This window comes from Actinophytocola sp. (assembly GCF_035762905.1).
In the GTDB taxonomy this organism is placed as follows: domain Bacteria; phylum Actinomycetota; class Actinomycetes; order Mycobacteriales; family Pseudonocardiaceae; genus DASYTH01.
This window is the reverse complement of record NZ_DASUCC010000064.1, coordinates 1-16,214: the sequence shown is the minus strand read 5'-3', so window position 1 is coordinate 16,214 and position 16,214 is coordinate 1. Positions and strand designations below refer to the sequence as shown.

The following is a 16,214-nucleotide window of genomic DNA, read 5'->3' as shown; positions in this document are numbered from 1 at the left end:
AGGTGACGGACGAGCCGTACGTGGTGCGCCCGGTCGGTCGGGTGTCCTCCCCGCTGACCGACCGGGACCAGGCGCCGCGGCAGGGCGACGAGGGCGCGCCGGACTCCTGGCTGGTGTTCGAGCCGGAGCTGGCCGATGCGCTGCGCGACTTCGAGGTCGGCACCGAGGTGCTGGTGCTGACCTGGTTCGACCGAGCCCGGCGCGACGTGCTGGCGGTGCACCCGCGCGGGGACGAGTCCCGGCCGTGGACCGGCGTGTTCAGCACCCGCTCCCCGGACCGGCCCAACCCGGTCGGCCTGCACCGGGTGCAGATCCTCGCCGTGGAGGGCACCCGGGTTCAGGTGCGCAACCTCGAGGCGCTCGACGGCACCCCGATCGTCGACGTGAAGCCGGTCCTCGACCGCGACACCGAGCGCTGAGGCGCTACTCCACCGGCTCCAGCACGAACACCGGGATCTGCCGGTCGGTCTTGGTCTGGTACTCGGCGTAGTCGGGCCAGGCCTGGACCGCCCGGTCCCACCACAGCGACTTCTCCTCGCCGGTGACCTCGCGCGCGGTCATCTCCCGCTTCACTGCGCCATCCTGCAGCTCGGCCGTGGGGTTGGCGACCAGGTTGTGGTACCACACCGGGTGCTTCGGGGCCCCGCCCAGCGAGGCCACCACGGCGTACCGGCCGTCGTGCTCGACCCGCATCAGCGGCGTCTTGCGGATGTTCCCGGTCCGGGCGCCCTGCGTGGTCAGGATGATCACCGGCTTGCCCTGCATCGTGTTGCCCTCGGTCCCGCCGGAGCTCTCGTACTTTTCGACGTGTTCGCGAACCCACTCGTTGGGGCTCGGCACGTACTCACCATTCAACGGCATGCCAAGGTCAACAATGCCGAAATCTCGGCTATTCCGTGGTTTACCCCGGCACTGATGTGGGTACGCCGACGGCTATAGAACGCGTCGACACCGAGGGGCGTGCGATGGAGCTGCACCGCACCACCGAGACGGACGACACGGCAGCGGAATTAGCCGAGCGCGCCAGGCAGGCGACGCTGAGCCTGTACCTGCGCGCGGCGGGGCTGCACGGCAGCGCGGGGATCGGGAGCACGGCCGAGGTGGCTCAGGTGCTCGCCTCGATGAAGGCGTTGGTGGACAACGTGGTGCGCAGCCTCCCCGAGCTGTCCGCGTGGCTGGAGCAGCAGCTGTTCGCCGGCACGTTGCCGACCGGGCCGGGCGAGGCCACCTTCGAATGCATCACCCGCTCGATGCGCGACGCGTCGGCGGCCTTGGCCCGGGCCCGCAACGTCGGCGCCCAGCTCGGCCGCGACCTGGAGACGGCGCAGGTCGCCAGCCGGAACCTGGTCAGCCCCTGATCAACAGTTCGGCGGCCGCCTGACCACAGACCCGGGCGGCGCCGTGCGTGGCGATGTGCACCGCGCCGCGTGGGCCCGGCCCGGGCACCCCCAGCTCCACCACCACCGCGTCCGGCCGGTCGGTGAGCAGCCGGTCCAGCACCTCCGACATCCAGCGGCGCCGATGCGCGTCGCGGACCACGAGCACCAGCGGCCGGCCGGCAGCCGGGCGGAGCGCGGCCTCGGCCAGCGCCGCAACGTCCCCGGCGTCGCTCGGGTAGACCCGGACCGAGGTGGCGTCCGGCCGCAGCCGGCCGAGCGGTTCGGCCACCCCCCACGGCGTGCCCCGGTCGATCGCCTCGTGCACGAACGGCGCCAGCTCGACGACATGCGGGGCACCGGTCAGCGGCAGGCCGGACCCGGTGACCCGGATCGCCCGGCGCGCGGCGGCCAGCCCGACCTCGGCGTCCGGTTCCGGCCCGCGTCCGGTTGCCGGTGTCGGTGCCGTGGCCAGCTCGCCGACCCGCCGCGCCGCGTCCGCCAGCCGGTGCACGCTCAGCTCGCCGTCCTGCACCGCCTCGACGATCGCGGTGCGCAGCCGTTCGACGGTCGCCTCGTCGGCGTTGCCGCCGCCGACGCAGATCGCGTCCACCCCGGCGGCCAGCGCCCGCACCGCCGCGCCGGCCAGCCCGTAGCGGTCGGCGACCGCGCGCATCTCGATCCCGTCGGTGATGATCGGGCCTTCGAAAGCCAGCTCACCCCGGAGCAGGTCGACCAGGATCGTCCGGCTCATCGTGGCCGGCCGATCCTGGTCGTAGGCGGACACCAGCAGGTGCCCGGTCATCACCGCCCGCACCCCGGCCTCGATCGCCGCCCGGAACGGGGGGAGCGCGGTCGCCGCGATGTGTGCGGCCGTGCCGGACACCGCGGGAACCTTCTGGTGGGAGTCCACATTGGTGTCGCCGTGGCCGGGAAAATGCTTGGCGCAGGCGGAAACCCCGGTGCTCTGCAGACCGCGCACCCAGGCGGCGGCGTGCCGGGCGACCAGTTCGGTGTCGGCGCCGAACGAGCGGACCCCGATCACCGGGTTGTCCGGGTTGGAGTTGACGTCGGCGGACGGGGCGTAGTCGAGCGTGATCCCCGCGCCGGCCAGGTCCCGGCCGATGGAGCGGGCCACCGCTTCGGTCAGCTCGAGGTCGTCGACCACGCCCAGCGCCAGGTTTCCGGGCCGGGAGCTGCCCTGGTCCGCCTCCAGCCGGGTGACGTCGCCGCCCTCCTCGTCGATCGCGATGATCACGTCGGGGTTCTCGGCCTTCAGCGCCTCGGTCAACGCCCGCACCTGCGCACGATCGACGATGTTGCGCGAGAACAGCGCCACCCCACCCAACCCGCCGGCCACCCGCCGCCGCACCCAGTCCGGCACCGTGGTCCCCACGAACCCCGGCTGCAACACCGCATCAGCCAGCTCGAACAGCGGACCCTCCCAAATTGGTCTGAACCACTCGCCGGCCGACCCTGACACAGCCACCCGCCGCGGGTCAAGCCCCGGCGAGCCAGGCCGCGCTGTCCGGGGCGAGGTGGCCGTCCTCAAGCGGAGCGCTGCTCAGCAGGACCTCGCCCGGCACGGTGACGGGGACGGGGGACAGGTTGACCGCGCACAGGAAACCGGGGTCGCGGGCGAATTGCAGGACACCGTCCGGCGCGGGCAGCCAGCGCATTCCGCCGTCGCCGAGGGCCGGGTGTTCGCGCCGGGTGCGTAATGCGGCGCGGTACAGCTCCAGCATCGAGTGCCGGTCGCCGGCCTGGACCTCGGCGGTGTAGTCCTTCCACGCGGCCGGCTGGGGCAGCCACGGGGTGCCGGCGCCGAAGCCGAACGGCGGCGTCTCGCCGGACCAGGGCAGCGGCACCCGGCAGCCGTCCCGGCCGCGCACCGTGTGGTTGGACCGCTGCCAGGTCGGGTCCTGGAGCAGTTCCTCCGGCAGGTCCTCCACCTCCCACAGGCCCAGCTCCTCGCCCTGGTACAGGTACGCGCCGCCGGGCAGGGCGAGCATCAGCAGCGCCGCCGCCCGGGCCCGGCGCAGGCCCAGCTCCAGGTCGACCGGACCGGAGTCGTCGTGCCGCGGACCCCGGCCGGCCGTGTGCGGCCGCCCGTACCGGGTCACGTGCCTGGTCACGTCGTGGTTGGACAGCACCCAGGTGGCCGGCGCGCCCACCGCGTCCAGCGCGGCCAGGCTGGCGTCGATCACCTCGCGCAGCTGGCCGGCATCCCACGGGCAGCGCAGGAAGTCGAAGTTGAACGCGGTGTGCAGCTCGCCCGGCCGCACGTACCTGGCCATCCGCTCGGCGTTGGCCACCCACGCCTCGGCGACGAAGATCTGCTCGCCCGGGTACTCGTCGATCATCGTGCGCCAGGACCGGTAGATCTCGTGCACCTCGTCGCGGTCCCAGTGCGGATGGTCGAGCCGGTTCGGGGGCTGGAGCACGTCGTCGGTGTCGTGGCCCACGTCGGGCAGCCCGGCCTGCTTGACCAGCCCGTGCGCCACGTCGATGCGGAACCCGTCGATCCCCAGATCCAGCCAGAACCGCAGGATGTCGAGGAACTCCGCGCGCACCTCCGGGTTCGCCCAGTTCAGGTCCGGCTGCGCCACGTCGAACAGGTGCAGGTACCACTCGCCGTGCGGGTCGCCGGGCGCCCGGCTCCACGCCGGCCCGCCGAACACGCTGCGCCAGTCGTTGGGCGGCTGCGCGCCCGGCCGGAAGAGGTACCGGTCCCGCTCCGGCGAGCCCGGGGCGGCGGCCAGCGCGGCCGGAAACCACGGGTGCTCGACCGAGGTGTGGTTCGGCACCAGGTCGATGATCACCTTCAGGCCGAGCTCGTGCGCCGCCGCGATCAGCCGCCCGGCCCGGTCGAGGTCGCCGAACGCCGGATCGATGTCCCGGTAGTCGGCCACGTCGTAGCCGCCGTCGGCCATCGGCGACGGGTACCACGGGGTGATCCAGATCGCGTCGATCCCCAGGTCGCGCAGGTACGGCAGGCGGGACCGGATGCCGTCGATGTCCCCGTGCCCGTCGCCGTTCCCGTCGGCGAAGCTGCGGATGTAGATCTGGTAGATGACGGCGTCGCGCCACCAGTCGGTCTGGTTCATGCCCTCCATATCATCAGACCAGTGCCGCGACCACCGTCGCCGACCCGGCGCCGACCAGTGCGGCCGCCCACAGCCGGTCCAGGTTGACCCAGGCCGTGCGCAGGATGCGCAGGCCGAGAACGTGGTACACGCCCAGCGCGATCACCCCCGCGACGGCCAGCATCGACGCGGTGTGCACGGCGGCGGCGAGCAGCCCGTCCAGCGCCGACGGGCCGACCCCGTGGTGCGCGTGGGCGTGCCCGGCGGCGAGCACCGGCACCAGCATCAGGCCGGCGCCGTGCACCGAGGCCATCAGGAACGACCAGAGGGCCAGCTGCGGTCCGGTCAGCCGCATCCCGACCCAGCGGAAGTGCCGGTTTCGCAGCAGCAGCACGGTTCCCACGAGCACCGCGACGGCCCCGCCGGTCACCGCGACGAGTTGGCTGGTGGTGGCCGAGATGCCGACCGTGACCGCGACCGCCACCACGGCCATCGCGGCCAGGTGTCCGGCGGCGATCGGTCCGAGGGCGCGCGCCACGGCCCACCCGCTGCGCTCCTGCAACCCGATCGCCACCGCGAACAGCCAGCCCATGCCCGGGTTGAGACCGTGGAAGGCGCCCAGCCCGACCAGCGCGGCGAGCACGCCGAGGCTCATGATCAGGGGTAGCAGTAGGAGTCGGAGGAGGCGTCGCCGCCGGAGAGCCGGGTCTGGTGCACCCGCAGGCCGCGGAAGTCCTCGCCGTGCGGGAAGAACCGCGGGTCCGGGGTCAGCCCGCCGGTGCCGGGGTCCACGTCCAGCTTGGCCAGCCACGCGCCGACGCCGTCCGGGTAGAACTGGTCGTCCCAGGCCCCGTACAGCGAGTTCGACACGTACACCCGCCGGCCGTCCCGGCTGATCTCCACCATCTGCGGGCCGCCGGCCAGCGGCAGGTCGGGCGCGGCCGGGTGCGCCGCGCGGCGCACGATCCCGCCCAGGTACACCGACCCGGTGTGCCTGGGGTGGAACGGATCGGTCACGTCGAACTGCAGCAGCTCGCCGGTGCCCCACGCGGACACGTACAGGAACCGGTCGTCCACCGAGAGGTCGATGTCGGTGACCAGCGGGGGCACCGCGGCGAACGGCTTGAGGGCCGGCGGAAGCGTGTCCGGGTCGGCGGGCTCGGCCGGGATGTCGATCACCTTGGTCACCGCGAACCCGTCGCCGTTGCGGTGCCACAGCCAGATCGACGCGGACAGGTCCTCGACGCTGATCACCACGCCGACGAACCCGTACTGCTTGGTGGGATCGTGCGCGGGCCGCAGCTCGAGCGGCATCTGGTAAGCGTCGCCGAGGTCGATGGTCTGCACGTTGCGCCGCTTGCGCAGGTCCCAGAAGTGCAGGCGGTGCCCGTACTTGCGGCCGAGCAGCAGTTCCGGGTCGATGCCGGCCTCGATCATCGACGGGGTGCCCCACTCGCTGGTGACCGCGACGTCGTGGGCGATGTGCCACCACAGGTCGTAGGCCAGGTACTGGTCGCCGCGGTCGACCTCCCAGCGGCCGAGCACGTCGAACGAGGAGTGGTCCAGCAGCGCCACTCCGCCCGGCCCGTCCTGCCCGTCGTACCCGCCGAGCGCGGTGACGTAGATGCCTTCTGGTCCACAGTGGACGGTGTGCGGCCGGGAGTAGCCGGCCCGTTTGCCCAGTTCCTCCGGCTCGAGCACCTTGACCAGCGTGGGCTGCCGGGGATCGGCCTTGGTGTCCAGGATGTGGATCCGGGACGACCGCAGCCCCGGCACCACCAGGTAGCGCCGCTCGGTGTGCGGGTGCGGCGCGTACGGGCACAGCGCGCTGCTGCACGCGTTCCAGCCGAAGTGGTGCAGTTCGTCGCCGGTGTTGGGCAGGTCGGTCCAGCCGACGACCTGTCCGTAGGAGGCGGAGGACTCGTCGGTGTCCAGCACGACGATCGCATCCGGACGGTCCGCGGGCCGGGCGAACGCGGCCACGTAGGCCAGCGTCTCGGGTGGCGCGGCGATGGCGTCGCGGGGGGAGGCGTAGAAGGTCGGATCGGGCTTCCACAGTGACATGGCTGCTCCAGGGAAGGCGTCGGTGCGTCCGCACGACCACGCTGACACGCGATCATCGCCGGGACAATGGATTCCCATCTCGCGGGACGCTCGGCTACCATCGGCCGGGTGAACATCGGGCCGGCGCCACGCCACGCACGGATCGGTTACCCGATCGACGGGTGAGCCGGGCGCGCGCCCGCGCGCCACCTCGCTCCGCGGACTCTCGCGAAGTCTGGACGGAGAGGAGGTGAGCACATGACCAGCGAGAGCACATCCTGGGAGTCGTTCGTCGCGCGCCACCGGATCGGTGACCGGGTCGAGGTGACCGTGACGAAGGCATTGCCGTTCCTGGGTTCCCTGATCGAAGCGCCGGACGGAGTTCCCGGTCTGCTCAAGGGAATCCGGCTGGAACCGGGTCAGCGGGTGCGGGCGAGGATCGACGCGATCGACGGCGAGCAGCGGCGGATCAGCGTGGTGAGCGGATAGCCACGGGCGGTCGTTGCCCTGCATGGGGCAACGACCGCTTGTACGCTCGTCGGCATGCTGGACGACGCCGACGTCTCGACCCGGCTGCCCGCGGCGGATCTGGCCCGGGCCAGGGCTTTCTACGCGGACAAGCTCGGCCTGGAGCCGGTCGAGGAGCGGCCCGGCGGCCTGCTCTACCGCTGTCGCACCGGGTCGTTCTCGCTGTTCGAGTCCGCCGGCGCCCCGTCCGGCGACCACACCCAGATGGCCTGGATGGTCGACGACATCGAGGCCACCGTCGCCCGGCTGCGCGCCCGCGGGGTGGTGTTCGAGGAGTACGACGTCCCCGGACTCCGCACGGTGAACGGCATCGCCGAGATCGACGGCCAGTACCCGTCGCTTGGCACCGGCGAGCGCGCCGCGTGGTTCCGCGACAGCGAGGGCAACCTGCACGGCATCGGCCAGCCGGTATAGGTATGTTCGTGGATCGAAGGTCTTGGGCCGGCCGACGCAACCTCAGGGGTACCGTGACGGCACCCAGCCACAATCACCCCGCCAACCGCGCCACCGGCTGGAACGCAACAACAGCAGTCAAATCCGGAGCGGCGGGCCAGCCAGCCAGTCTAGTTTTTCTACTCCAGCAGTTCGCGCTCGATCGGGGACGGCCGCCGGGCGCGGGGAGTGAGCCGGACCGGGCCGAGCCGGGTGGTCAGCTCGGCGGCGGCCTGTTTGATCGCGGTCATCGCGTCCGAGCCGACGTCCTCGAGCAGCCGGAACACCACCTCGCCGTCCTTGCGCTGCGCCCAGCCGCCGGCGATCCGGCCGTCCACCCACACCGTGGGGGAGACGTTGCCGGTGCCGTCGAACACCAGCGGGGCGTGCGGACCCAGGTAGAAGTCCCGCCGTGCCCAGCCCATCGGGGTCGGGTCGAGCGCGGGCAGCAGCGCCACCCACGGCTCCACCTCGGGCTCGGGTTCCAGGTCGCCGGCCAGCAGCAGGCCAGGGCGGCCGTCCAGGTCCACCTCGACGGTGTCCAGCCGGGCCAGGGCCCGCCGGGTCTGCGTGACGGTCCAGCCGGTCCACCACTTCAGATCGTCCACGGTGGCCGGACCGAACGCGATCAGCCAGCGGCGGGCCAACTCGACCGCGGCGTCCTCAGTGGACAGTTCGATCGACAGCTCCGGGAACCACCGGTCCGTCGGGCTCCACCGGAACTGGGTCGACGTCCACGAGCCCAGCGGCCGGCCGCGCACGATCCGGCCCTGCGCGGCCAGCACCAGCAGCACCCGGCTGACCACCCGCTGCTTGCCCTCGTAGGACTTTCCCCTGGCCACCACCAGTTCCGTGGCCAACCGAGGGTCGTCGCCGGCCAACTCGTTCGCGGTCGCCTCCCCCCGGACGGCCAGCGCGCGCAGTGCCACCAACTCCACCTCGGCCAGCCAGCCGTCCAGGTCGCCGGTCATCCCGGACTTGGCCAGCATCTCCAGCATCAGCTTGCGCTGCTGGACCGCGACCGCCCGGGATGCCGCCGCCAGCACCACCGGCGCCAGCTCCACCGGCACGACGAACACCGTGCGGCGCATGGCAAGCAGCCGGACCAGGGTGCGGTCGTGGTAGAGCGCGCGCTCGACCGCCGGCACGTCCCCGGCGCGCATCCGGGCCCACGCCGACAGGTAGACGGTGGTCGGATCGGTGCCGTGCAGCGCGACCAGCTCGTGGGCGACCCGTTCCGGGGTGTCCACCCGGGTTCCGGGCGCGAGCAGGTGCCGGCGGGCCAGCCGGGCCCGTCGCTCGGCCATGGTGACGCGTCGCATCGCTAGACCGGCCCGGTGCCGATCAGGCCGTCCCTGGTCACCAGGCCGGCCAGCTCCTCCTCGGTCAGCTCCTCGGTGCCGGCCGGCCGGCGGGGCAGGACCAGGTAGCGGCAGTCGGCGGTGGAGTCCCAGACCCGCACCTCCACCTCGGGATCGAGCCGCACGCCGAACTCGGCCAGCACCGTGCGCGGCTCGCGGACCGCGCGGGACCGGTAGGCGAAGGACTTGTACCAGCGCGGGGACGGGCCGAGCAGCGAGACCGGGTAACAGGAACACAGCGTGCACACCACGAGGTTGTGCACCCGTTCGGTGTTCTCCACCACGATCAGCCGCAGGAACGGCAGCTCCCGGTTGGTGGCGCCGGTCAGGTCGTAGCCGTGCTCCTTGAGCACGACGGTGGCGTCGGCAAGCAGCTGGTCCCGGAACTGCGGGTCGGTCCAGGCCCTGGCCACGTAACGGGCGCCGTTCTGCGCGCCCATCCGGTGGCAGAACATGTCCTCGACGTCGTCGACCTGCTCGTCGTGCAGCGCCCCGTGCTCGGTCAGCAGCCGCTCGAGGGCGGCCACCCGGCGGGCCATCGGCGCGGTCGGCTGGTGATCCCCACTCATCCTTCGATCTCCAGGTAGCTCTCGAACAGATCCAGGTACACCCGGTGCTCGCCGGCGTCCGGACCCCACAGGTCGGTGGCCAGGAAGCGGACGCAGTAGAGCGCCTGCGGTTCGGCCCGGCCGTGCCTGGCCAGCTCGTCCGGGAACGGGAAATGGCCGCGCAGCGCGTGCACCGTGCCCGGCCGGCCGCGCACGTAGATCGGCAGCCGGGTGTGGCCGGACGCGGAGTGCAGCCGGGTCCGCACCGCGAGCCCGGGCTCCAGGGTCATGACGGCTCCGCCATCGCCGCGTGGATGGCCGCCCGGTCCGCCGCGCTGATCAGGCCCTTCTCCGCGCACAGTTGTTCGACGCCGAGTGCCCAGCGTTCGTAGTAACCGTTGGCGAAGTACTCGGCCGGCTCCATCCGCTCCATGGCGTGCCGGAACTCGTCCCAGGTGAACGCCTTGTTGTGGATCAGCGCCCGCACCAGCGCGAACACCCGCGATTCCCAGGCCGCGTGGAAGTACAGCTCGTCGTCCCGCCCGTCCACCGGGCCGAACCCGTGCAGGCCGCCGATGTCGTGCACATAGCTCACGATGCCGAATTATCGGCCACCGCCGGTCCGGGCGCTCCTCCGCATCGCCATGTCCACCACTACCGGGCAGAATCCCCACCTGTGGACGCTGTGCGGCGCGATGTCCGGGTCGAGGGGGTCGTCCAGGGCGTCGGATTCCGCCCGTTCGTCCATTCGCTGGCCACCCGGTTGGGCCTGACCGGACGGGTCGGGAACGACCTCAACGGTGTGTTCATCGAGGTCGAGGGTCCACCGCCGCGGGTCGCGGATTTTCTGGCGGCATTGCGCCGGGACGCCCCGCCGTTGGCCGAGATCGAGAAGGTCACCGCGACGGCGGCGGAACCGGTCGGCGGCAACGGTTTCACCATCGTGCACAGCGAAGCCGCCGGGTCCCGCCGCACCCTGGTCGCCGCAGACGGCGCCACCTGCGACGACTGCCTGCGTGAGCTGGCCGATCCGGCCGACCGCCGGTTCGGCTACCCGTTCATCAACTGCACCAACTGCGGACCGCGGTTCACCATCGTCCGGGACGTGCCCTATGACCGGCCGTTCACCACGATGGCCGGCTTCTCGATGTGCCCGGCCTGTGCCGCCGAGTACCACGACCCGGCCGACCGCAGGTTCCACGCCCAGCCGGTGTGTTGCCCGGCCTGCGGTCCACGGCTGCGGCTCACCGACGGCGCCGGCATCTCCCTTACCGGGGAGGTGATCGAGGCGTGCGCAGGCCTGCTGCGGGCCGGCCGGGTGCTGGCGATCAAGGGGCTGGGCGGCTACCACCTGGCCGTGCTGGCCGCGGACCAAACCGCGACGGCCGGCCTGCGGGCCCGCAAACACCGCGAGGACAAGCCGTTCGCGGTCATGGTGTCCGATGTGGACGCAGCCCGGCGGTTGTGCGTGGTCGACCCGGTCGCGGCCGCCGCGCTGGCCGGCCGGCGCCGGCCGATCGTGCTGCTGCCCCGGCTCGCCGACGCCCCGGTGGCCCCGGCCGTGGCCCCCGGCAACCGTTCGCTCGGCGTGCTGCTGCCCTACACCCCGCTGCACCACCTGCTGCTCGCCGCGGTCGCCGAGCCGATCGTGCTCACCAGCGGCAACGTCTCCGACGAGCCGATCGCCTACCGGGACTCCGACGCGTTCGCCCGGCTCGCCGGCATCGCCGACGCGTTCCTCAGCCACGACCGCCCGATCCACATCCGCACCGACGACTCGGTGGTCCGCCCGTTCCGCGGCCGGGAGTCGGTGCTGCGCCGGTCCCGCGGCTACGTCCCCGAACCGGTCCCGCTGCGCTGGCCGGCCCCGCGCCCGATCCTGGCCTGCGGCGCCGAGCTGAAGAACACGTTCTGCCTGGTGCAGGATCGGCATGCGTTCGTCTCACACCACATCGGGGATCTGGAGAACTACGAGACGCTGCGGTCCTTCGTCGACGGCATCGAGCACTTCGCCCGGCTGTTCGACATCATCCCGGAACTGGTCGCCCACGACCTGCATCCCGAGTACCTGTCCACCAAGCACGCCAAGGAGATGACCGGCGTCGACCTGATCGGCGTGCAGCACCACCACGCCCACATCGCCTCCTGCCTCGCCGACAACGGCGAACCCGGCCCGGTCCTCGGCGTCGCGTTCGACGGTCTGGGCTACGGAACCGACGGCACCATCTGGGGCGGCGAGTTCCTGCGGGCCGACCTGGCCTCGTTCGACCGCCTGGCCCACCTCGCCCCGGTCCCCATGCCCGGCGGCACCGCCGCGATCCGAGCCCCCTGGCGGATGGCACTGTCGTATCTGGACGGTATTTATGGCGACGCCCTCCCGGATCTCGATGTGCTCCGCCGCAACGGCTCCCAGTGGTCCCAGGTCGCGGCGCTCGCCCGCGCCGGGCTCAACTCTCCGGCGACCTCCAGCGCCGGCCGCCTGTTCGACGCGCTGTCCGCCATCCTCGGCCTGCGCGACACCATCAACTACGAAGGCCAGGCCGCCATCGAACTGGAACAACACGCCGACCCCACCGAGCCGGGCAGCTACCCCGCGACCCTGTCCGCCGGCGTCGTCACCGCCGCCGACCTGATCCACGCCGCCGTCGAGGACCTGCGCTCCGGCATCCCCACCCCGGTCATCGCCGCCCGCTTCCACAACGGCGTCGCCGACCTGATCACCCGCACCTGCGAAGCGCTCCGCGCCAGCACCGCCCTGTCCACCGTCGCCCTCTCCGGCGGCGTCTTCCAGAACCTCCTGCTCTCCGGCCGCACCGTCAACCGCCTGCACGCCGCCGGTTTTCGCGTTCTCACCCACCACCGCGTCCCCACCAACGACGGCGGCATCAGCCTCGGCCAGGCCGCCATCGCCGCGCACGCACCATCACGGTGCGTTCCATCTCAGTAGCGCCTGGAGCGTGCTGTCCCAGCTGGGCAGTGCGTTGCGGGACTTGAACTCCTGCAGGGCGTCCAGCGTGTCGAGGTGGACGCGGAGCCAGGCGCTGTTCGGGAAGTGGGCGTGCACGGTGTCGCGCCAGACCTGGATCGGCAGGCCGAAGGAGCTTTCCTTGCTCCACGGGACCTGCTGGACCTGCAACCGATCGTCCCGGGTGCTGAAGACGGTGCCGCTGAACAACAGCAACAGCGGTACCACGCCGTCCGCCAGGCCGTGAAAGTACTTGGTGGCGGCGATCTCCAGGTCGTAGGTGCAGGGGAGCGGCAGATCGATCGTCGTGCTGCCGGCGAAGCCGGGGACCATTGTGGACAGTGTGGTCAGCTGGAGCGGCTTGAGGGTGTCGGCCCAGCGGTCGGTGTCGCCGAACAGATCGTGCAGGCGGCGGGCTTCGTCGGCGGAGTAGCGGCGCCGGGCCGGCTCGATCCGGATCTGGCAGCGCAGGGCGATCGCGTCCACGGTCACCCCGGAGGTCTCGGCGATCCGCAGTTCCAGGATCAGGCCGGGGGTCACCGCGAACCGGTCGGCGCGGGCGCCGACGCAGTCGAACACCAGCTCGGCCAACCTAGCCCTCCGGTTCGAGCGGCCGCACCCGGGACCGGAGCTCGGCGAAGAACCCCGCGATCGCTTCGCGGGCCTCCGGTCCGCCGTCGAAACCGGTCCAGTGCAGGCGAACCAGCCCGACCAACTGGTAGCAGGCGTCGATCGGAACCAGGTAGCACTCCACCCCGGCCTGCTCCGCGCGGATCAGGATCGCCTCCACCTCCGGCTCGACCATGCCGAGCAGCGGGTGGTTCGCGGCCAGCTCGGTCCAGGTCTCCAGGTTGAGCAGGCACTCGGTCGCCCCGGCCGGGCTCGGGTAGAACGCGGCCAGACCGTCCGCGCCGCGCAGGAAGAACACCGCGCCGACGGGGATGCCCAACCCCTCCCACTCCGCGGTGGTCAGCTGCCGGGCCGGGTCGTGCAGGTAGCGGTCGGGCACCGCCCGGTACCGGCCGGCCTCGGGCCGGGTGAACAGCAGGTAGCAGGCCCGGCAGGCGCACATGATCGACCGGTGCTCGAGGTCGACCACGTGGCCATGACCGGGATCGACCAGGGTCCCGCACAGCTCGCACCGCTCGACCTCCGGCGGGGCCGGCTCCGGTGCCGGGGCGGGAGCGCGAAACCGGCGCAGCCCGCCGCGCTGGTTCATTGCGCCACCTCGCAAGCTCGGTGCCGCCGAACCCCGCCGACTCGCAGGCTCCCCGGCGGGGCAGTGTTGGATGGTTCGCTCGCACGCTCGCTCACGGCCGCGCCGCCTCTTCCTCCGGCACCGGGCACCCGGCGGTCCATTCCGGCGGCGGCCGCATTCCCACCTGCAGCAGCGGACCCGGGGTCGTCACTCCGGTGACCTCCACCCCGTCGACCTCCGGTGCGGCGTCCTGGATCGCGCCCTCGATCGCGTTCTGCACGGTGGCCAGCGACGACGGGCAGCCGTTGCAGTTGCCCTGCAACGCCAGCCGGGCCACCCCGTCCGCGCCGACGCCGAGGTACTCCACCCCGCCGGCGTGCGAGCCGAGGTAGGGGCGGATCCGGTCCAGCGCGCGCTGGATCCGGGTGTCCACGTCCAGCGGGTGCAGGTCGTGCAGCACCAGCAGGCCGGAAACCAGGTCGTCGTCGCAGAGCCGGTGCACCAGGGTCGGATCGTGCGAGTCGAGCAGGGCGACGATCCGGGTCAGGCCCTCGCCGTACATCTCCATGAGCAGCCGGACCAGTTCCTCGGCCACCTCCCGGTCGCGCAGGCCGACGAGCAGCTCCTCGATCCGCGCACCGGTTTCCCGGGTTCCCGGTGCCATGTCAGTACTCGGCGTTGAACGCGTGCGGGGTGTGCAGCTTGGTCAGCACCTTTCCGGTTCCGATGGACATGTGCACGCCGCACGGCAGGCACGGGTCGAAGCTGCGCACCGCGCGCATGATGTCGATGCCCTTGAACTTCTCCGGCGGGTTCTCCTCGAAGATCGGCGTGTTCTGCACCGCGTCCTCGTACGGGCCGGGGGTGCCGTAGCTGTCCCGGACGCTGCCGTTCCACGGCGTCGGCGGGTACGGGTGGTAGTTGGCGATCTTGCCGCCCTTGATCACCATGTGGTGGGATAGCACGCCGCGCACCGCCTCGGTGAACCCGCAGCTGACCGCCTCGTCCGGAACCTTGAACGACTCCCAGGTCTTGGTGTGTCCGGCGCGGATCTCGGCAAGCGCCTTCTCCACGAAGGTCAGCGCCAACGCCGCCGCGTAAGCCTGGAAGTAGGTCCGCGCCCGGTTGCGCTCGATGGCGTTGCTCCACTGTGGAATCTTCCACTCGAACGTGACCTCGGGCTTGGTCGCCGAGCGCGGCAGGTTGATCAGGACGCTGTGCCCGGTGGCCTTGATGTAGTCGGTGTCGACCAGCCCGGCAAGCGCGGTCACCCACAGCCGGGCGATCGGGCCGCCGCCGGTGTCCAGCGGCAGGTGGTCCGTGCCGTCGAACCAGCGCGGCGACATCGTCCAGGAGTACTTGTCGTCGAAATCCCGCTTGGCCGGCCGCGGAATCGTGTGCTGGTTCCACGGGTGCCGCTGGTCCACCGGGTTGCCCAGCGGGTCCCTGGTGACGAACATCGGCTGGTCCGCCCAGTCCTCGTAGAACGAGTGGCCGAGCAGGATCCGGATGCCGAGGCCGATCTCCACCAGGTCGGTGGTGACCAGCTTGCCGTCCACGACCACGCCGGGGGTGACGAACATCTTCCGGCCCCAGCCGGTCATGTTCTGGTAGGTGAAGTCGCAGTGCTCCGGGTCGTTCAGGCTGCCCCAGCAGCCGAGCAGGACCCGGCGCTGGCCGACCTTCTCGTAGCCGGGCAGGGCCTGGTAGAAGAAGTCGAACAGGTCGTCGTGCATGGGCACGACCCGCTTCATGAACTCAACGTACCGCATCAGCCGGGTCAGGTAGTCGGTGAACAGTTGTACCGTGGCAACCGTTCCGACACCGCCGGGGTACAAAGTGGACGGATGGACGTGCCGGCCCTCCATCAGGCAGAACATCTCGCGGGTGTACCGGGAGACCTGCAGCGCCTCCCGGTAGAACTCGCCCTCCAGTGGGTTGAGCGAGCGCATGATGTCGCCGATGGTCCGGAAGCCGTGCTCGGCGGCGTGCGGTGCCTCGGTGTTGTTGGCCCGTTCCAGCACGCCGGGGTTGGTCTCGCCGACCATCTTGGCGCAGTAGTCCACGCCGACCAGGTTCTCCTGGAAGATGTTGTGGTCGAACATGTACTCGGCGGCCTCGCCCAGGTTGATGATCCACTCACCGATGTGTGGCGGGCGGACACCATAGGCCATGTTCTGGTTGTAGACCGAGCAGGTCGCATGGTTGTCGCCGCAGATCCCGCAGATCCGGCTGGTGATGAAATGGGCGTCGCGGGGGTCCTTGCCCTTCATGAAGATGCTGTAGCCGCGGAAGATCGACGACGTGCTGTGGCACTCGACGACCTCCTTCTTCGCGAAGTCGATCTTCGTATAGATCCCGAGACTGCCGACGATGCGGGTGATCGGATCCCACGCCATCTCGACCAGTTGGTCTTCCTTGGTGGATGTCATCGGTGATCCTCCTTCACCAGTTGGCCCTTGAAGCCTCGAAGGGCCCGGATGACCGAGCCGTACATTCCGCTGGCCGCGGTCGAGACCTTGGCGCCGGGGGGCTCGTCCATGAAGGGCATGAATTTGTCGGGGAAGCCGGGCATGGTGCAGGCGATGCAGATGCCGCCGACGTTGGGGCAGCCGCCCACGCCGTTGATCCAGCCGCGTTTGGGTACGTTGCACTTGACGACCGGGCCCCAGCAGCC

The 16,214-nt window shown here is 71.4% G+C and carries 18 protein-coding genes and 1 pseudogene; 5 read left to right on the top strand and 14 right to left on the bottom strand.

What is annotated here, in order from left to right; genetic code table 11:
- The first annotated feature begins 2 nt into the window (after positions 1-2).
- Positions 3-419 (top strand): tRNA (N6-threonylcarbamoyladenosine(37)-N6)-methyltransferase TrmO, encoded by a 417-nt coding sequence (gene tsaA / locus VFV67_RS12690; RefSeq protein WP_326469856.1) that lies wholly within the window; start codon positions 3-5, stop codon positions 417-419.
- A gap of 4 nt (positions 420-423) precedes the next feature.
- On the opposite strand, the gene VFV67_RS12685 is transcribed toward tsaA, so the two are convergent.
- On the bottom strand, positions 424-861 hold the full coding sequence (locus tag VFV67_RS12685) for a nitroreductase family deazaflavin-dependent oxidoreductase (RefSeq protein WP_326469855.1): 438 nt from the start codon (positions 859-861) through the stop codon (positions 424-426).
- Positions 862-965: 104 nt separating this feature from the next.
- Between VFV67_RS12685 and VFV67_RS12680 the strand changes: the two genes are divergently transcribed.
- Positions 966-1,358, top strand: coding sequence for a hypothetical protein (locus VFV67_RS12680; protein WP_326469854.1), 393 nt, complete (start codon positions 966-968; stop codon positions 1,356-1,358).
- Here the strand turns inward: VFV67_RS12680 and VFV67_RS12675 are convergent.
- From VFV67_RS12675 to VFV67_RS12660, 4 genes are all read right to left on the bottom strand, one after another.
- Positions 1,348-2,772 (bottom strand): glycoside hydrolase family 3 protein, encoded by a 1,425-nt coding sequence (locus VFV67_RS12675; RefSeq protein WP_326469852.1) that lies wholly within the window; start codon positions 2,770-2,772, stop codon positions 1,348-1,350. The genes VFV67_RS12680 and VFV67_RS12675 overlap by 11 nt on opposite strands.
- A 103-nt stretch (positions 2,773-2,875) precedes the next feature.
- The gene (locus VFV67_RS12670) at positions 2,876-4,483 is read right to left on the bottom strand and encodes a glycoside hydrolase family 13 protein (RefSeq protein ID WP_414636236.1); all 1,608 of its coding nucleotides are present in this window, start codon (positions 4,481-4,483) and stop codon (positions 2,876-2,878) included.
- A 13-nt stretch (positions 4,484-4,496) separates the two neighbouring features.
- The gene (locus tag VFV67_RS12665; RefSeq protein WP_326469849.1) at positions 4,497-5,117 is read right to left on the bottom strand and encodes a hypothetical protein; all 621 of its coding nucleotides are present in this window, start codon (positions 5,115-5,117) and stop codon (positions 4,497-4,499) included.
- A 2-nt stretch (positions 5,118-5,119) separates the two neighbouring features.
- Positions 5,120-6,526, bottom strand: coding sequence for a selenium-binding family protein (locus tag VFV67_RS12660; RefSeq protein ID WP_326469847.1), 1,407 nt, complete (start codon positions 6,524-6,526; stop codon positions 5,120-5,122).
- A 237-nt stretch (positions 6,527-6,763) separates the two neighbouring features.
- Here VFV67_RS12660 and VFV67_RS12655 point away from each other — a divergent pair, with 237 nt between their 5' ends.
- Together VFV67_RS12655 and VFV67_RS12650 are read left to right on the top strand one after the other, a co-directional pair.
- Entirely contained in the window at positions 6,764-6,994 is a 231-nt protein-coding gene (locus VFV67_RS12655; protein WP_326469845.1) for a hypothetical protein, read from the top strand.
- A 54-nt stretch (positions 6,995-7,048) separates the two neighbouring features.
- Complete coding sequence (locus VFV67_RS12650; RefSeq protein WP_326469843.1) at positions 7,049-7,447, top strand: VOC family protein; 399 nt, start codon at positions 7,049-7,051, stop codon at positions 7,445-7,447.
- Positions 7,448-7,605: 158 nt separating this feature from the next.
- Here the strand turns inward: VFV67_RS12650 and VFV67_RS12645 are convergent, their stop codons facing one another.
- The 4 genes from VFV67_RS12645 to VFV67_RS12630 are packed head-to-tail and all read right to left on the bottom strand — an operon-like array spanning position 7,606 to position 9,969.
- Positions 7,606-8,787 (bottom strand): winged helix DNA-binding domain-containing protein, encoded by a 1,182-nt coding sequence (locus VFV67_RS12645; RefSeq protein ID WP_326469841.1) that lies wholly within the window; start codon positions 8,785-8,787, stop codon positions 7,606-7,608.
- 2 nt (positions 8,788-8,789) lie between these two features.
- Positions 8,790-9,395 carry a nitrile hydratase subunit alpha gene (gene nthA / locus VFV67_RS12640; RefSeq protein ID WP_326469839.1) on the bottom strand — a complete coding sequence of 202 codons (606 nt, stop codon included), beginning with the start codon at positions 9,393-9,395 and terminating at the stop codon, positions 8,790-8,792.
- Positions 9,392-9,664, bottom strand: coding sequence for an SH3-like domain-containing protein (locus VFV67_RS12635; RefSeq protein ID WP_326469837.1), 273 nt, complete (start codon positions 9,662-9,664; stop codon positions 9,392-9,394). The genes nthA and VFV67_RS12635 overlap by 4 nt, the downstream gene beginning before the upstream one ends.
- Entirely contained in the window at positions 9,661-9,969 is a 309-nt protein-coding gene (locus VFV67_RS12630; RefSeq protein ID WP_326469835.1) for a hypothetical protein, read from the bottom strand. Before VFV67_RS12630 ends, VFV67_RS12635 begins: the two co-directional genes overlap by 4 nt.
- Before the next feature lie 90 nt (positions 9,970-10,059).
- Here VFV67_RS12630 and hypF point away from each other — a divergent pair, with 90 nt between their 5' ends.
- Positions 10,060-12,321, top strand: coding sequence for a carbamoyltransferase HypF (hypF, locus tag VFV67_RS12625; protein WP_326469885.1), 2,262 nt, complete (start codon positions 10,060-10,062; stop codon positions 12,319-12,321).
- Here the strand turns inward: hypF and VFV67_RS12620 are convergent.
- The 5 genes and pseudogenes from VFV67_RS12620 to VFV67_RS12600 form a co-directional block, all read right to left on the bottom strand.
- Entirely contained in the window at positions 12,298-12,930 is a 633-nt protein-coding gene (locus VFV67_RS12620) for a DUF6084 family protein (protein WP_326469833.1), read from the bottom strand. The two genes, hypF and VFV67_RS12620, sit on opposite strands and share 24 nt — an antisense overlap.
- 1 nt (position 12,931) lies before the next feature.
- Positions 12,932-13,558, bottom strand: a complete 627-nt coding sequence (locus VFV67_RS12615) for a DUF5947 family protein (protein ID WP_326469831.1) — start codon at positions 13,556-13,558, stop codon at positions 12,932-12,934.
- Positions 13,559-13,649: 91 nt separating this feature from the next.
- Positions 13,650-14,201 carry a NifU family protein gene (locus VFV67_RS12610; RefSeq protein ID WP_326469829.1) on the bottom strand — a complete coding sequence of 184 codons (552 nt, stop codon included), beginning with the start codon at positions 14,199-14,201 and terminating at the stop codon, positions 13,650-13,652.
- Position 14,202: 1 nt separating this feature from the next.
- Positions 14,203-15,969 carry a nickel-dependent hydrogenase large subunit gene (locus VFV67_RS12605; protein WP_326469827.1) on the bottom strand — a complete coding sequence of 589 codons (1,767 nt, stop codon included), beginning with the start codon at positions 15,967-15,969 and terminating at the stop codon, positions 14,203-14,205.
- Positions 15,966-16,214 (bottom strand): annotated as a pseudogene (locus VFV67_RS12600) (hydrogenase expression protein HypE); the annotation flags it as partial. The pseudogene VFV67_RS12600 and the gene VFV67_RS12605, both read right to left, overlap by 4 nt.

What these genes read in the sequence shown, in the direction of transcription:
- VFV67_RS12685 (WP_326469855.1), bottom strand. Translation starts at nt 861, where the DNA reads ATGCCGTTGAATGGTGAGTACGTGCCGAGCCCCAACGAGTGGGTTCGC.
- VFV67_RS12680 (WP_326469854.1), top strand. Translation starts at nt 966, where the DNA reads ATGGAGCTGCACCGCACCACCGAGACGGACGACACGGCAGCGGAATTA.
- VFV67_RS12670 (WP_414636236.1), bottom strand. Translation starts at nt 4,483, where the DNA reads ATGAACCAGACCGACTGGTGGCGCGACGCCGTCATCTACCAGATCTAC.
- VFV67_RS12665 (WP_326469849.1), bottom strand. Translation starts at nt 5,117, where the DNA reads ATGAGCCTCGGCGTGCTCGCCGCGCTGGTCGGGCTGGGCGCCTTCCAC.
- VFV67_RS12660 (WP_326469847.1), bottom strand. Translation starts at nt 6,526, where the DNA reads ATGTCACTGTGGAAGCCCGATCCGACCTTCTACGCCTCCCCCCGCGAC.
- VFV67_RS12655 (WP_326469845.1), top strand. Translation starts at nt 6,764, where the DNA reads ATGACCAGCGAGAGCACATCCTGGGAGTCGTTCGTCGCGCGCCACCGG.
- VFV67_RS12650 (WP_326469843.1), top strand. Translation starts at nt 7,049, where the DNA reads ATGCTGGACGACGCCGACGTCTCGACCCGGCTGCCCGCGGCGGATCTG.
- VFV67_RS12645 (WP_326469841.1), bottom strand. Translation starts at nt 8,787, where the DNA reads ATGCGACGCGTCACCATGGCCGAGCGACGGGCCCGGCTGGCCCGCCGG.
- nthA (WP_326469839.1), bottom strand. Translation starts at nt 9,395, where the DNA reads ATGAGTGGGGATCACCAGCCGACCGCGCCGATGGCCCGCCGGGTGGCC.
- VFV67_RS12635 (WP_326469837.1), bottom strand. Translation starts at nt 9,664, where the DNA reads ATGACCCTGGAGCCCGGGCTCGCGGTGCGGACCCGGCTGCACTCCGCG.
- VFV67_RS12615 (WP_326469831.1), bottom strand. Translation starts at nt 13,558, where the DNA reads ATGAACCAGCGCGGCGGGCTGCGCCGGTTTCGCGCTCCCGCCCCGGCA.
- VFV67_RS12610 (WP_326469829.1), bottom strand. Translation starts at nt 14,201, where the DNA reads ATGGCACCGGGAACCCGGGAAACCGGTGCGCGGATCGAGGAGCTGCTC.
- VFV67_RS12605 (WP_326469827.1), bottom strand. Translation starts at nt 15,969, where the DNA reads ATGACATCCACCAAGGAAGACCAACTGGTCGAGATGGCGTGGGATCCG.